Below are 15,057 nucleotides of genomic sequence, written 5' to 3' on the forward strand. Positions count from 1 at the left end.
TAAACTTTCAAGAAAATAGCAAACAAACGTTTGCTATTTCAGGACGGCAAATTTAAGATCAATTTATTAGTTTTCAAAGAATAAAAACGGAAGCCGCGCTAATAAACACGGACTTCCATGAGCGATACCGGCAGGTTTGTGTGGCTGTTTTGCAGCCTGATTTTCAGCGAACGCGTCGTTATGGGGTTGGTGAACGTCAGTGTTCTTTTGGTGAGGTGGTTGCCGTGTATTGTTCCAATGACGTTACCTGTATCATCCAGTACTTCAATATCCTGCGCGCAGAAGGGCATTACGGTTTCCGGATGCACGTAAATCACATTCTCCATGGGATGGTCGAAATCGGTGTCGAATACGAAGTCGATTTTCGAAATATGTTGAAGGTCATTCCACTGAACGGCAAGCTCGGGCTGACGGTCGTTCTGCGCGGCTACCCATGCATTCGGTCCGGCGATAGGGCGGTGCCAACCGTTCCGCAGGTTTTCGGTGCCGAAGAGCGAAATGGGTTTACTCAATTTAAATGCGATGTTCAGACCGGCCGGGCGACGCTGCGGGCACCAGAACTCGAACGTATCCACACCGAGGTCTTCGGTCGGCTCCTGTTTGCCGTAGTTGGATACCGCAGGGTTCGTTGCATTGAAAACCGTTACCAGCCCGGTTACACGCTGCTCGCTGTACTGGATTTTGATATGCTCATTTTTCAGGAAACATACGAACGCGTAGCATTCTTCGGGAAAATTGCTGGTCCAATCGAGAACCAGTTCATGCTTACCGGCGATCAAAGCGTAGCTTTTCGTCTCCAAGGTGACATCAGGCGTGTGGTTGAACGCTTTGCTGCTCTTGCGAAGGTCGACAGACAGTTCGGTATCCTGCGAAGCTTCTATCCATACGGTTACCGCGGGCATATCGCCTTTTACAGGCAGCATTTGTGCAACAGAATGCTCGATCGGTTTCCAGGTAGACGAACCGGTCAACTCCTTCAATTCCAATGTGGAAGAAGCTGTGATACGCGCGCTATTCAACAGGTTATCAGGATCTGAAATCGATGTTTGCGGCAAATACTGGCCGGAGCGCCAGAGTTCCAGTTGCAGTTCTTTCAAATGCCTTTCACCGACTTCCCGGGGAGAGCAACCGTATTTTTTAGCGACCGCCGCAGCGATGGCTACCGCCTGTCCGCCCGTCGCGCTCGTCGCCATCACCCGTGTGGACGCGAACGCGACGTGTGTGGCACTGATGATGCGGCCCGCGATGAAGAGGTTTTCAATGTTTTTGCTATAAAAACAACGGTAGGGAATGCTGTAAACGCCTTTGCTATGCCACTGGTTGCAACCCGCCTGATCGGAATAGACGCCGTCGGCAGGGTGGAGATCGAGGCTCCAACCGCCGAACGCCACGGTGTCGTGAAAGACTTTTTGTTCCACTATATCCTGCTGTTTCAGCAGGTAATCGCCCTCGAAACGACGGCTTTCGCGCTTGCCTGGAATGGCACCTACCCATTCGAGCGTCATATTCTCAGCTTCCGGAAACTCGCCCGAGTTTTTAATGTAATTCCAGGCACCATACACGACTTTCCAAAGCTCCCACTTGATCTTTTCGGTATCATGCACAGTATCCAGCCGACCGCCATATTCCAGCCACCACAACCGGCAGCCAAAATCCTTGGGATTGAAGGTTTTATAGCGTGGAATTTCGGTAATGTCCTGCAATGCGAAAGAAGGTGGCACAAACTTCACCGGGCGCCCTATATCTTTGGAATAGAAATACATAGAATGCCCTAAAAGCTCGCCATATGCCTTGTCCGGTGCGAATTTTTCACCAAATTCCTCCATCGATTCTGCGCCCATCCTGAATGCGGCCCCCGCCAGAAATCCGACGATGCCATCGCCCGAAGAATCGCAGAAGAGTGGTGCCGTCAGTAAATATTTGGTACTATTCTGGCTGCAAAATGCGTGTACGGCGGCTATTTTGTCTTCATTTTGTGTTTTATCGAGATCATAAACGGCCGTGTTTAGCAGCAGTATGATATTGGCTTCCTGGGTTACTTTTTCGAGCAAAACCGTATCGAATATCAATGGGTTGCCGTCGGGATTGCGATAGGCATTTTCCAGCATGATCTCGTCAATCACGCCACCCTCACGCGCCCAGCGGTTGTTATTGCCCATATGCGAAGTGGCCCCTAGGATCCATAATCTTACTTCACTCGAACAGTTGCCGCCGAGCACGGGCCGGTCTTGCACAAGCACTACTCTCAATCCGGCCCTTGCCGCGGTAATCGCCCCGCAGGTGCCCGTCAATCCGCCTCCTACTACCACCAGATCCGCGGTAAGCGCGACAGTTTTTGGTTCTCTTTTGTGTGTCGGTTCTGAAATTATCATCTTGTCAGGTCTTTTATGTCATAGTCTGCCAGCCGTTTGAGGCGGCATTTATTTAAGGTCGATGTCAGTTTGGGTGGTTATGAAACCGGTCGGTTTGATCACCGTAATGTGGATTTGCTTTTCAAAACCGCGGATCGGTATCGCGATCTCCCTGCTCTCGCCGGGGTTCAGGTCTGGTAACGCAATGCTCGCTTCACCTGCCTTTAAGATATAGCCGCGGAGCGTTTTGGAAGGGAAATCGCCCCGCGAAGTGATTTTTACAATCAATTGATGAACCCCCTGATCGCCGGTTTTAAAACTCACCTTGTCGATCAGAACGGGAGAGAATTCTTTCTGGTGAGCCGGATATGCCAGCCTCAGTGAGCGGTCGGGACCAACAATGCCCCACGGGCGGAAACCATTTACATTCGTGCCGAAAAGCTTGCTGCGGTAGTCGTTGTAAGTCCACCACGAAGCGCCGGCTATAAATGGGCGCTTGCGGATTTCTGCCATTACATCACTCAAATGCTGCGGCTGGCCGGCTTCACCGCCTTTACCGTCAGCGCGCGTACCCCATTCGCTGATGAAGACGGGTTTACCGGGGTACAGTTTGTGAATATGGTCCAGCGCCTTGGCGTGGCCGCCGTAAGTATTAGTGGAAACAAAATCGACGTACTGGCTGGCCTCGTCTTCCGGCTTCGCAGGCAGCGTGTTCAGGAGCATGCTCGCGAACGTGTACAGGCGCGTGGGATCGAGCTCGCGTGCGTAGGCGATCATATCCTTGGTCCAGCGCTGGCCGGCGGCTGTGGTAGACCCATATTCATTACCGACGCTATATGCGATCACGCTCGGGTGGTTCCAGTCGCGTTCGGCCATTTCGCGGAATTGCGACCGGAATTTCGTTCGCATCGAATCATTGTCCATTTGTTTCGGGGTAAGCTGCCAGTTACCGGCTTCGGTGATGATCAGCATTCCGTAGCGGTCGGCCATGTAGTAGAAATATTCCGAAGGTGTGTAGTGCGTCAGCCGCTGAAACTCCATACCGGCCTCTTTCATCAGACGGAAATCCTTTTCGACCAGCCAATCCGGTTCCAGCGAGCCCAGGCCCGGGTAATCGATCACGCGGTTGCCGCCACCGACTTTGACCGGCTTTCCATTCAGAAGAATCTGCGCATTACTCACCTCGATTTTCCTGATCCCGAAATTCGAAGCGAGCGTGTCGGTGCCGATCACGGTTTTCAGTTCGTACAGATTAGGCTGGTCGAGGTCCCAGAGCTTCACCTGCGCAGTCGCCAACGTTGCTTCTGCTTCCAGTAATGCCGTTTGTCCGGCCGGGATGCTTGTGGTTTTGGTTTTCCATTTTAAGGTCAATAGTTTGTTATCCTGCCAAACGGTCAAATCGATCTTGGGCGAGGAAGCACTGGAAGAAGCATTTCGCACCCTCACTTTGGCTTTCACGACAGCTGTACCTTTTATCAGATCGGGCATTGTTTCGATCTTCACATTCTCGGTATAAACTTCGGGCTCGATCGTCAGGTAAACGGGCCGGATAATGCCGCCATAGTTCACCCAGCCCACAAATCCGTCGTTGATATCGCCATTATCCTTAATGCCCGGAATCGTATTTGTTTTCCAGGTGTCATTATTCACCGCCACTACCAGCAGGTTGTCGCCATCTTTCAGCTGCTCCGTCACATCGAAGCTGAACGGCGTGTAGCCGCCCTCATGCTCGCCGATTTTCTGACCGTTCAGCCACACATTGGTTTTATAGTAGGCGCCGTCGAAATGCAGGATCACGCGCTTTCCGGCCGTTTGTTTCCAGGCAAAAGTCTTGCGGTACCAGGCCGTTCCCGTATAAAACTCATAGCGCGGGTCGGTCGAAAAGCAATGCGGCACCGTCACTTTATCCTGGCGGCTTTCCTGCGCAATGCCGTCGCGGTACCATTGGTTCGCAATACCCAGCCCAGCCGGGTCGAGCAGGAACCACCACTCACCATGCAGCGGAATCGCATCGGGCTGCCGGATATGGTATCGGGCCGCAGTCGGCTGGGCGGCACTCCGCTGGGCGGCATCCCGCTGGGCCGCACTCCGCTGGGCGGTGACCTGCGTGTAATGGAGTGTTAGTAATATTGAAAAAATAAAAAGGGCTAAGCGTTTCATTATGTGGATGTCGTTCGGTTATGGTTTTGTTTTATTAGCGGTTGAATTTTGTTTAATTTGTAAAAAGCGATTTTAGATATGGCCACTTCACACACCATCCCCACCCGTTTGAGCAACTTGCAAAGTGAATTGCTGAAACTATATTCCTACAATGTCTCCGATGAACAGTTAAGGGATATTCAGAAAATGTTGGCTGATTATTTTGCCCGGAAAATTGATTCAGAAATGGATCGCCTGTGGGAAGCGAATGATTGGAGCGAACAAACCGTTGAGTCCTGGAAATCGGAACATATGCGACATCGCCGCCGAGCGGCTTTGGAGCGATACTTTTAGTTTTTCGTTTGCTCGGTTGTTTCATGCCTGACGGCATTTCCACTTCGCAATCCGGCGCCATGGCTACCAAGGTTGTGTCCCTAGCGGGACTTACCACTGCTTTAATAGTGCTTTTGAGCTTCATGTTTTTATCGCCAAATCCCGTCAGGGATGTAATATTGGTAGAATCAAATAGGTGATATCTCTTTCGTAAATGCCGTCAGGCATGTAACAACCATTACTGCGCTGGAATACGCGTCCTTTCCCTTCCCGTTAACACCACCTTCCGGGCCGCCGAAAACGGTATCAACGCCGAAATCAGCACCACCACCGCCACACCCGCCGTCACCAACGTTCCTTCGGTAGTCAAAAAGCTCAGAATGAACAGCATTACCGCCGTGAACAGCAGCGCCGCGGCGATGACCTGCAAGCCGAAACGGTTTTGTTTTTTGATTTCCAATGCCTCTTCCGCGTCCATTTCCACGGCGTCCCGCTTACGCTGGTCACGGGATAGCGTGTAAATGGTGTATTCCTCGGCGATCATGTCTTTCGAGCGTGCCCATAGCTCGTAGGCCGCCAATAGCAGCAGCGGCAGGCCGACGCCCACGATCGTTTCCATTCCGCGCGAGAGTTTGAAATCCAGTAGAATCGGGGCGAGTGTTTTGAAAAACAAATTCACACATAATCCAATGCCCGTGACCCAGAGCGTGGCGCGGCCATTGAGCCTCCTGGAAAACAATGCCCAGAGCGGAGGAGCAAGCAACGGCCCGCCGGAAATCGCGGAAATGCTGAGTACCACTTCCACAATGCCGCCCGCAGATGGTACCAGCAATGCAATGCCGATCATACCCAGCCCGAAAAACCAGGAAGAGCCGCGTGCAACGCGGATCAGCTGCCGGTCGGAAGCGGCGGGGTTGATCATCCCTTTGTAAATATCATTGGTGAAAACCGCCGAAACCACGTTCAAAGCCGTATTGGCACTGGCAGAGGTGGAGAAGTACATGCCGGTGAGCATCAGGCCGAGCAAACCGGGGGGCAGCACGAGTTTGCAGATCATCAGATAGGCATTTTCGGTGTCCAGGCCCGTCAGTGAAGGATTAATGGCCTTGTAAATCATCGGCGGGAACATCCAGATCACGGGGCTGATCAGGTACAGTCCCGCGAACAGGAATGCTACTTTCTTCGCGGATTTTTCGCTGTCGACGCTCGTGTAGCGTTGCACCATAGTCCAGTTGCCGCCGATGTAGCAAATGTGGTAAATCACGAATGCGGCCACAAAGCCCAGCGTGTACTCGCCATTGAGCAGGTTGAAAAAGTCATCGGGTATATGGTTCGTGAACCCTTCCCAGCCGCCAACCTTGTCGAACGAAAGCGGCAGCAAAATGAACACCGCCGCGGACAGCACCACAAATTGCAGAATATCCGTCACCATCACCGCCCAAAGGCCACCCACGGCTGTGTAGGCAATCATAAAAAGTCCCAAACCGATCGTACACGGCACTAGCGGCAGGTCCAGCGAAGCACTCACGAGCTTCGCCACCGGGTACAGCACCGAGCCTTTGATAAACACCGAAACCAGCGTGAAAATGAAGATGTAAGTTTTTTGAACGGGCAATCCCAGCCGTTCCCGAATGAATTCGGCGGCGGTGAGCGCGCCGGTGCGTTTCCAGCGCGGGGCGAGGTAAATGGCAGTGATCAGTGCGCCGATGCACATCGTCCATTGAATGGTAATGGCCACCCAGCCGTGTTTGTAGGCAATGGAACCCCAGGCCACAAAGGTACCGGCTGAGAAAAAGCTCATAAACAGCGACAGTCCGCCGATAAACCACGGCACCGCCTCGCCGCCGGCGAAAAACGACTTTAAATTGCGCCCCGTCCGGGCAAAAAGCATCCCAATGCCCATCACGAATGCGGAGAATACGAGAATGACAATGGTATCGGTGGAGTTGTTCATAAAAATGGCTTTAGGCTGTAAGCTATATGCTATAAGCTGTAAGCAATAGGCTATAAGCTTGATGGTTGTTGTTTATGGTTCTCTAATGCGTAGACCTATGGCTTATAGCTTAAAGCCAACGTTCTGCTTCCGAATGCCGGGAGCTTGATGTTTGTGATTGCGGCTTTTTGGTTCGTTTCGGACCATTTTAGGGTTACTGGCGCATTGCTTTCCGACACTTTGCTGTTGTCGATTTTCAGATTGAAGCTAGTCGGTTGCGGGCTGTTGTTGAGCAGGGTGATGTAATAGGTGTTTTTAGTTTCGGATTTTGAAACAATGGGATCAATGGACGGGCTGTCGGCGGTGACGAAGCCTTCCCGGATGATCAGATTGGCCTTATCGCCGAAAACGGTGCCGGGTGCGAAGCCGTACGTCTGGTGCGGGCCGACCTTGGGCGTTATGAAACCACGGGGGAACAATACTTTGCCATTCGAGCGCAATGCGGCTTCCGAGAGCAGGTAATCGGTGATCCAGCCCACCTGCCACCACGCGTGGTGCGGGTAGGGGCCTGCGCCGCGGTTCATAGCGTTCCAGTAATAGGAGGCTACGCTGGTTTTACTATCCACAAATGCATCCCGGCCAATGGCCGACGCACGGGCCATATCCGCGAAAAGCTGCTCGCCCGTAAGCTGGTAAATGCGGATGAACAAGCCTGCGTGGCTCGCCAGTTGAATAGGTCCGTGGCGCGTTGCAGATCCGAAAATGCCGCCATGCTCAAAGCTGAGGCCGGTTTGGCTGATCTCCCAGTCTTCACGGGCCATGCCATTCACCATCTTGGGTTTGTGATCCGCGATGGGGTGCGTGTAAATGGAAGAAGTATAAATTTTCGCGCAGGTAATGGCAGCTTCCTGGTACTTTTTGTTTTGGGTTAAATCAAACAAATCCAGCAATGCCTGCGCCGACTGGCCGGTTGCAAAGTCGGGGGCGTAACGCGCGTCCCCGCACACACCCAGGAAGGCGCCTGTTTCGACGGCGTTTTTGAGGAACCAATCGGCTCCTTTTTCGGCCGCTTTCAGGTACTTTTCGTCTTTGAGCATGCGGTGCGCGACGATCAGGCCGTAAAAAGTCGGTCGTAGATCTTTAATATCCTTAAAAATCTCCTCCTCGGTCTTGCGGTCGTAGGCTACGGCAAAGCTGCCGTCTTCGCGCTGCCAGCTCAGCAGCTTTTCCGCACCAATGCGCAGCCGTTCCTTCAATTCTGTATTGCCAGGTTCGAAAAGCAGCATATTGCCCACGTCGAGCATTACATAGTAGGTCAATGCAATAGGCTCCACTACCTCGCCCCATTCTTCGACGAACTTTTTCTTTTTGGCTAAATAATACTGGCCCTCGACGGCGCCTTTGAAGAAACCTTCGTCGGTTTGCTGCTGCACGAGTTTGAAGTTTTCGGCAGGCGGAAGCACTTTTTGGGTCAGTTCTGGGTCTTTTGTCGCGTTGGCGAGCATCCACATCGCACCATAATCCGAGTTTTTCATCGCATCCTTATCCGAGCCCACCACGCCGCCCAGGTACGATTGCGCGCCGATCTGCTTGCCTTTGAACTCCTCGATATTCCAGAGCGATGTCTTGGGGTCGGTCAGGTAATGGTGCATTTTTTCAATGCGGTCGGTCAGCGCCTGCTTGCTTTGCCGGAGCGCCAGGGTCTCACGGAATTTGTAAATATCCACGGCCGCATGTTTGGTAGCCTCGAACCAGTCACCGGCGATGAGGCTGTAACGGAAAGTGTACGAAACCGATTGCCCGGCTTCCATTTCCGACTTTTCTTCTCCCAAAACAGGATAATATAAGGTAGGCGAAAGCTGCGCCTTCCGGTTCATATGCGAGAGGCCCAGATGCCAGTCGATCTGCGTGATCTGGTCCTTCGCCCACGGGTCGCGGGCGAGACCGGGCTCGGGAACCACCGACAGCGTAATGCCGTCCTTACTGCTCACGAGCGGGCTCAGCGTGGAGGCACAACGCTCGCGGTACACCACCGGGCGGTCGGGAATGCCGTGGCCGTAGGCATAGGCCAGCGCAAAGTTTTTTTGCATAAAATTCCCCTGAAAATACCCCGGTACCGACACCCAGCTCATCTGCTCCAGCGGCAAAGCGGCAAGGGTAGGGGAAGCGACGGAGAAAAAGCCCTTTTTCTTGGCATTTAGCGTCATTTTTACCTGAATATCATTCGGGAAACGCGGGTCGATCTGCCAATGCGCCGTGACGGTAGCGACATCTGTTTCGGATTGGAATTCCAGCCCATTATCTTTCGCAACACCCGTTTTCGGGAAAAAATGAATGGCCCGGCCGGCGGTGTTCAAGGCTACGCCGGTGGTGCTTTCTTTCCATTGGGTTTGCTGGTAATGGTAGGAATCTTCCGGAAATTTGCCCCCGGTAATCTTTTCGAAAGTCTCCGCGGACTCGGTGGACGGCTTGGTTTCGGAATACAACAAAGTATACTCACCGGATGGCGCCACTACCTTGGCCCACCGGCCTTTTTGGTTCACGGAAACTTCCTCGATTTTCAATGCACCATCGGTTTCCCGCCACTGGACGCGAATGGAGTTGTTGGTCAATGCTTTCACAGACGTTCGCTGAGCTACGGCCCGTGAGAAGATCAGAATGCTGAGTAAAATTGGCAGTAACAGGGTTATTCGTTTCATTTTTCCTGGATAAGGTCTTTGATACCGTCGGTTGCGAAGGACATTAACCGGCCTTCTTCATTGGTGAAAAGCAGGTACGCGTCGATATCTTTCCGGTTTTTTAAAAAGGTTTTGGCCGCTTCCAGCCCCATCACGAAGAATGCGGTATCGTAGCCGTCGGCGGTGATCGCGTCTTTGGCAAACACCGTTACGCTCAGCAGCGGCGTTTGTTCCATCCCGCCTGTGCGGGGGTCGATGATGTGGTTGTAGGTAATGCCGTTGCGGGTAATGTGGTTGTGGTAATTGCCCGCGGTGGTCATGGCGCGGTCGGTAAGCGCTACTGTGGCAGCCAATGCCGCGGGTTTAAGCGGGTTTTCAATGCCGGTTATCCATGGAGCATTGCCCGTTTTCCTGCCGGAGCAAAGCACTTCTCCACCGATTTCGACCATAAAGCGATCTACATTCCGGCTTTTCAAAAATCCTCCCACAATATCCACCGAGTAACCCTGCGCGATGCCGTTGAAATCCAGCTTCACGCCGGGACGTGTTTTAACTTCCTTGTCGTTAAATTCAATTTGTTTAAACCCAACCCATTGCAGCAGTGAATCCACATTCACACTTTCCGGATCGACATTCTTTTTATTACCAAAACCATAAGCCTCAGAAAGCGGCATGATCGTAGGGTCGAATGCACCGCCCGTCGCTTCATGGATTTCTTTTGATTTAACCAAAACCTCATAAAACCACGGCGAGCGGAAAGAATGCCGTTCATTTGCATTGAAAGCTGAAAGCTCCGAATCGGGCCGGTAGAGTGACAGGCATTGGTCGAAATCGGTCAGGATGGAGTCGATAGCATGCTTGAAATTGCGGTTTTGCGAGTCGAAATAGCGGATATGGTAGGTGGTACCCTGCGCCTCGCCTTCGATCGAAATCATATCCGGATCCCCCACGCGAGCTGCCATTGTCGCCAACGGCAGCATCATCGTAAGGAGGGTGGACATTACTCCGGCAATATGTATCGCAATGTTGTTCAATGCAGGTCAGGGTTGCGGCGCTAGTGTTTCGCCTTTCAAAATCCCCGTGAGTTCGGGCAAATAGTCTTTGTACACACCGCGTGGGGTGGTTTTGTACTTGTTGGCAATGTAGGAAGCGAATCCCACGACCTCGCCCATCATCCCGCAGGTACGCATGACGCGCGTGCTCCCGAACGCCACATGCGTGGTGCTGATGTTGCGACCGGCCATGAAGAGGTTCTGGATGTTTTTGGAATAAAGACAGCGGTAAGGAATCGTGTAGGGCGCCACTTTAATATGCTTCGTGCCTGCAAAAAACTCCTGACCTTCGAAATACTGGCTGTTTTTGGCATCCGGGAAATGCAGGTCGATCGTCCAGGTGGCGGTTACCGAGCCGTCGGGATAGAACTTGCCTTCCTGAATGTCCATCTGGTTCAGGATGTGGTCGCCGATAATCCTCCGCGACTCGCGTTTGCCGCCGATGTAGGCCACCCAGGCAAGTTCTTTTTTACCATATTTGGCAGGTTTATTCTTTTTTAAATACGACCAGTTCCCGTAAATGGCGCGTAGGTTATGGTCACGGATCTGCTCGGCCTGGGTAATGGTGTTGAAATTTCCAAAACCGGTTTCCCACTGCCAGTCCGACTTCGGTTCGTCGATGTGGTACTCGTCTGAAAACTGCATGGCCCAGGGCGTTTCCGGAAAGGACGACACGGTATCCCGGTCCACGGAAGCCCAGAGATTGGATGTACCCAATGTAAAATCATCCGCTTTTTCGGCAGCCAACGATTCGCCGGTTTCCGCCTTGCTTTCACGCCCCATTCTGAACTCCGCCCCGGCCAGAAAGCCTACGGTGCCGTCGCCCGTACAATCCGAGAAGAACGAACCGGTAAAGCGGCGCTCCTGGTTGGTAGCAATGTCCCGGCCGACCACCGCGGTAATAATGTCATTCTCTTTTTCAACCTTAAAAACATGGGTGTTGAGAAAGAGCGAAAGGTTTTTCTCTGCCTTTACAATAGAAATTTTGCGTGCGTCACCATATTCTTTGGCGTCGGGATTCCCATTGCCGGGGTCGCCGTTATCCATTTCACGTACAATGCGACCGAGTTTGGGATAGTGATTTTTATCCACGTCGCCCATCAAATGCACGCGCACTTCCGAGCTGTTGTTGCCTCCGAGTACCGGCCGGTCCTGGATCAATGCTACGGTAAGGCCCATCCGCGCCGCCGAAATGGCTGCGCAAGTTCCGGCAATGCCTCCGCCTACAACTACCAAATCGTAGCGGCCTGCCTCCTGCGGCTTGTCGGTCAGGTTCAAGAGCTTTCTGCGGAATGCAGTGAGCGCTTCCAGGTCGTTCGGCGGGGTGAATTTCAGGTCGTCCGTGAAAAGCAATGCATCGCAGCGGCCGTTTAAACCGGTGAGGTCTTTTAAGGCGAGTTTGATATCCGCGTTCTTAATATCGATGACGCCGCCGTCGTACCATTTCCAGGCGTCCGAGCCGCTTTCACCGAAAGTTTGTCCGGTTGATTTGCCATCCAGCAGCACCTGGAATTTGCCTGGTCCTTTCGGGAACGGCGCCCAGTCTTTGGTACGCACCCACAAATGGTATTTGCCGGTTTTAGGAAATTTCACGTTCGTAGACGCATCCTTCACCGGCCGGCCCATGCCGTGCGCCATGATGTAGGAAGAGTTCATGACCACAAACGATTGCTGGTCGATCACCCAGCCACCTTTGTCCTCAAAGGATTCTGTTTCCACAAAGACATGATTTTGGGCCATTGCGGGCAGCAGTGCCAAGGTCAGCAACAATGCCAGGAGTGATTTCTTCATTGTTATTTTTTCTTTAAAATGCTGTTAATCAATTTTGTCTGTTCGTCGTTTGCGGTGGAGAGGCTTTCTTTCAGCCGGGCGGCTACCGGCTCCTGTAATTTCAGGCCATCCATTTTTTTCAGGATAGCGATTTGCATGGCGTAACCAGTTTTCAGGTAAGTATCCCAAAGCCAGTTCTGCCGTTCTGTGGTTTGGAAAAAATCATTTCCCACATGCTGCAAGGCGTATTTGGCAATGAAACCGTTTTTTCCGGCGATGATCGCTTCGATGTCTTTCTGGAACGGTCGTTTTACTTCGCCGTTCGCATGCATCACTTTGGCCATTGCCCAGTACTGGTAATGGTGGTTTTTGCTTTCCAGAAACCGGTGCAGCAATGCGTCGTTGGAGTATTTTTCGGTGATCTTCTGCATTTCGGGCACTGCTTTTCCGTAGGCAATATGCCAAAGCGTGTAGCATGTATAGACCGCCCCGTCAATCACCTGGTTTTTAATGGTTTTTAACGTAGCGCCTGCTTTTGCATCGACGGAGTCTGTCAGGTTATCCGTGCCTTTGCTAATCAGATCTTCCATTTTAAGATCCGCGAAAATGGAATTGGTTTGCGTCAGGATGTCCTGCAACTTCTGGTAATCGGCTTCCTTGAACTCGTCGTGGTCGACCTTGGTAAGCACCTTGCCTTCGGGCAAATCGTAGCGCTCGTAATGGCCCAGCAGATCCCAATAGAAATTGATATACACCGGTTTGCATTCATTGGTATAGCAAACCGGTGTAAAAATGTTCCTGAAAAAGTATTGCGGCTCACCCTTTTCGTCGAGCGCGAGTTTCAGGGTGTAGGTCAATGTGTCGTTCTCTGTGATCCTGTACTCGCGCACGCGCACCTCCCGGTTAGGGCAAGTGCAGCATAGCGAGTACAAAAGCAGTAATTGAATCATCGTGTTACATTGTTGTTTTGGCATTTCAGGAAGCCCCTCCGGGGCTCACAATGGGTCCGTCGATCCGGTTTCTACAAACAGGGGGCTTCTCCGAAGCCTGCAATGGCTCCCTGGATCCGTTTCTACAAACAGGGAGCTTCTCCGAAGCCTGCAATGGTTGCCCAGGTCCCAATGATCCGTTTACCCAAACATGGCTTCAACAAGCCGAATGTCCTTTCGGAAGCATTGCAAAGCCTCGGAGAGGCTCCCTGTTTGTAAATGTATTGGGGCCAATGACGATCGGGCTCCGGTAGGAGCCTCCTAATATCCCCCGGTCCGTTATTTCCAGTCCGGATTCTGTTCCAGCTTGGTATTCGCGTTGATCTCGTCCAGCGGGATCGGGAAATATTTGTTTTTGGCTGTTACGTTGCGGACTGGATATACTTCGTTGACAGCTTTTGGGATCACAGTCAGGAACTTGCCGGTGCGGGTAAGGTCGTACCAGCGGTCGCCTTCTGCGAAAAACTCCCAGGCACGTTCCTGCAAAACGGCTTCGATGAATGCGTCTTTCGTCAGGCCTGTCTTCAAATCGGGCAGACCGGCACGTTTCCTGATGGGATTAATGAAATCGTAAGCAGCAGCCGTAGCGCCATTCAAACGTGCCTCGGCTTCGGCGGCGATCAGGTATACGTCGGGCAGGCGGAAAATCGGGATGTTCGGGATCATGCCCACGGTCGATACCGGATCCTGGTATTTTTTGATCAGCACGCCTTTGGTAGTAATGGGCGTAATGCTTTTTTGCGGTACCACCTTGCCATTTTTATCGATATAATTCGTGTCCAGCAATGTGCGGCGCTTGTCGGCGGGGCTGAAAGAATCGAAGAATGCCTGGTACGCAAACATTGATCCGTAGGAAGTACGGGCGTATTCCGGGCCGGCGCTTCCCGGAGGGCCGCAGAGGCCGGTCAACTGGTGACCCAGGCCGGGCGAGACCGGATCTACCTCAAACGCCCACATGTTTTCGACGCGGGCCGCATCTTCCTTGTCATATTTATACACATCCTGCACATCGGCCATCAGGGCGTATTTACCCGAATTGATCACGATTTTGGCCTGTTCCAAAGCCTTCGCCCAGTCTTCGTTGTACAATGCGGCTTTGGCATACAATGCATTCACCACTTCTTTCGCCACACGGCCCTTGTCGACCGCCGGGTAGGAAGCCAATCCTGCATTCAACGCCTGGTCGAGGTCGGCGTAAATCTGTTTGTAAACATCCGCTTTCGGGCTTTTCGCCGTCATCGCATCCGCTTCCGAATAGCTGGGCGAGATTTTTACAGGAATATCTCCGAAATTTTTACTCAAAAACCAATGGTAAAACGCCCGCAGGAAGTAAGCCTCGCCGATGATCTGCTTTTTACGCGTTTCATCCATCGTCGCTTCCGGCACTTTGACAATCACCCAGTTGGCCTTCTCAATGCCGTTGTAGCACGACGACCAGATCTGCTGCGGCGATTCGTTAATCCGCGAGTTGCTCTTCTGCGTGGTGTAGTTGACGTCGTAGGTAAATTGTGTGAGCGTGTTCCGGCCTACCACTCCCCGCGGATAAGTCTGGTCGTCGCTGAAATCTGCGATGAGTGTCATGGCAGGTCCGCCGGCCAGGCTACCCAAAGCACCATAAACCGAAATGAGCCCTTTTTCGGCATCCGCAGCGGTTTTGTAGAATGCTTCGGTGTAAATGGATGAGTAAATAGTCTCGTCGAGCTGGCAGGAGGGGGCAATGAGCGCCGTTGCGGCCATGCCGAGGTATGTGGTCAGTTTCAGTAGCTTTTTCATATCATTTTGAGCCCTGTTCAGGCAAGAGGATTCAGGAAT

Annotated in this window: 9 protein-coding genes; 1 reads left to right on the forward strand and 8 read right to left on the reverse strand. The window is 52.4% G+C overall.

Annotated features, from left to right (window positions below; all coding sequences use genetic code 11):
* Nucleotides 1–98 precede the first annotated feature (98 nt).
* Together AAHB90_RS02385 and AAHB90_RS02390 are read right to left on the reverse strand one after the other, a co-directional pair.
* Nucleotides 99–2,372, reverse strand: a complete 2,274-nt coding sequence (locus AAHB90_RS02385) for an FAD-dependent oxidoreductase (protein WP_342083301.1) — start codon at nt 2,370–2,372, stop codon at nt 99–101.
* Between the two features lie 48 nt (nt 2,373–2,420).
* Entirely contained in the window at nt 2,421–4,511 is a 2,091-nt protein-coding gene (locus AAHB90_RS02390) for a glycoside hydrolase family 2 protein (RefSeq protein ID WP_342083302.1), read from the reverse strand.
* Nucleotides 4,512–4,589: 78 nt separating this feature from the next.
* On the opposite strand from AAHB90_RS02390, the gene AAHB90_RS02395 reads away from it, so the two are divergent.
* The gene (locus tag AAHB90_RS02395) at nt 4,590–4,844 is read left to right on the forward strand and encodes a hypothetical protein (protein WP_342083303.1); all 255 of its coding nucleotides are present in this window, start codon (nt 4,590–4,592) and stop codon (nt 4,842–4,844) included.
* Nucleotides 4,845–5,061: 217 nt separating this feature from the next.
* Here the strand turns inward: AAHB90_RS02395 and AAHB90_RS02400 are convergent, their stop codons facing one another.
* From AAHB90_RS02400 to AAHB90_RS02425, 6 genes are all read right to left on the reverse strand, one after another.
* Nucleotides 5,062–6,777 carry a sodium:solute symporter family protein gene (locus tag AAHB90_RS02400; RefSeq protein ID WP_342083304.1) on the reverse strand — a complete coding sequence of 572 codons (1,716 nt, stop codon included), beginning with the start codon at nt 6,775–6,777 and terminating at the stop codon, nt 5,062–5,064.
* 95 nt (nt 6,778–6,872) lie between these two features.
* A complete protein-coding gene (locus AAHB90_RS02405) occupies nt 6,873–9,455 on the reverse strand; it encodes a glycerophosphoryl diester phosphodiesterase (RefSeq protein ID WP_342083305.1) in 2,583 nt (860 codons plus the stop codon).
* Nucleotides 9,452–10,435: an FAD:protein FMN transferase gene (locus AAHB90_RS02410; protein WP_342083306.1), complete on the reverse strand. Its 984-nt coding sequence runs from the start codon at nt 10,433–10,435 to the stop codon at nt 9,452–9,454. The genes AAHB90_RS02405 and AAHB90_RS02410 overlap by 4 nt, the downstream gene beginning before the upstream one ends.
* Before the next feature lie 39 nt (nt 10,436–10,474).
* The gene (locus AAHB90_RS02415) at nt 10,475–12,277 is read right to left on the reverse strand and encodes an FAD-dependent oxidoreductase (RefSeq protein ID WP_342083307.1); all 1,803 of its coding nucleotides are present in this window, start codon (nt 12,275–12,277) and stop codon (nt 10,475–10,477) included.
* A 2-nt stretch (nt 12,278–12,279) separates the two neighbouring features.
* Nucleotides 12,280–13,206: a hypothetical protein gene (locus tag AAHB90_RS02420; RefSeq protein WP_342083308.1), complete on the reverse strand. Its 927-nt coding sequence runs from the start codon at nt 13,204–13,206 to the stop codon at nt 12,280–12,282.
* Nucleotides 13,207–13,524: 318 nt separating this feature from the next.
* Nucleotides 13,525–15,018 (reverse strand): RagB/SusD family nutrient uptake outer membrane protein, encoded by a 1,494-nt coding sequence (locus tag AAHB90_RS02425; RefSeq protein ID WP_342083309.1) that lies wholly within the window; start codon nt 15,016–15,018, stop codon nt 13,525–13,527.
* Nucleotides 15,019–15,057 lie beyond the last annotated feature (39 nt).

This window comes from Dyadobacter sp. OTU695 (assembly GCF_038440355.1).
Lineage (GTDB): Bacteria > Bacteroidota > Bacteroidia > Cytophagales > Spirosomataceae > Dyadobacter.

Bases quoted from the DNA above. Each gene is read 5' to 3' on its own strand.
- AAHB90_RS02385 (WP_342083301.1), bottom strand. From the start codon at position 2,372: ATGATAATTTCAGAACCGACACACAAAAGAGAACCAAAAACTGTCGCG.
- AAHB90_RS02390 (WP_342083302.1), bottom strand. From the start codon at position 4,511: ATGAAACGCTTAGCCCTTTTTATTTTTTCAATATTACTAACACTCCAT.
- AAHB90_RS02395 (WP_342083303.1), top strand. From the start codon at position 4,590: ATGGCCACTTCACACACCATCCCCACCCGTTTGAGCAACTTGCAAAGT.
- AAHB90_RS02400 (WP_342083304.1), bottom strand. From the start codon at position 6,777: ATGAACAACTCCACCGATACCATTGTCATTCTCGTATTCTCCGCATTC.
- AAHB90_RS02405 (WP_342083305.1), bottom strand. From the start codon at position 9,455: ATGAAACGAATAACCCTGTTACTGCCAATTTTACTCAGCATTCTGATC.
- AAHB90_RS02410 (WP_342083306.1), bottom strand. From the start codon at position 10,435: ATGTCCACCCTCCTTACGATGATGCTGCCGTTGGCGACAATGGCAGCT.
- AAHB90_RS02415 (WP_342083307.1), bottom strand. From the start codon at position 12,277: ATGAAGAAATCACTCCTGGCATTGTTGCTGACCTTGGCACTGCTGCCC.
- AAHB90_RS02420 (WP_342083308.1), bottom strand. From the start codon at position 13,206: ATGATTCAATTACTGCTTTTGTACTCGCTATGCTGCACTTGCCCTAAC.
- AAHB90_RS02425 (WP_342083309.1), bottom strand. From the start codon at position 15,018: ATGAAAAAGCTACTGAAACTGACCACATACCTCGGCATGGCCGCAACG.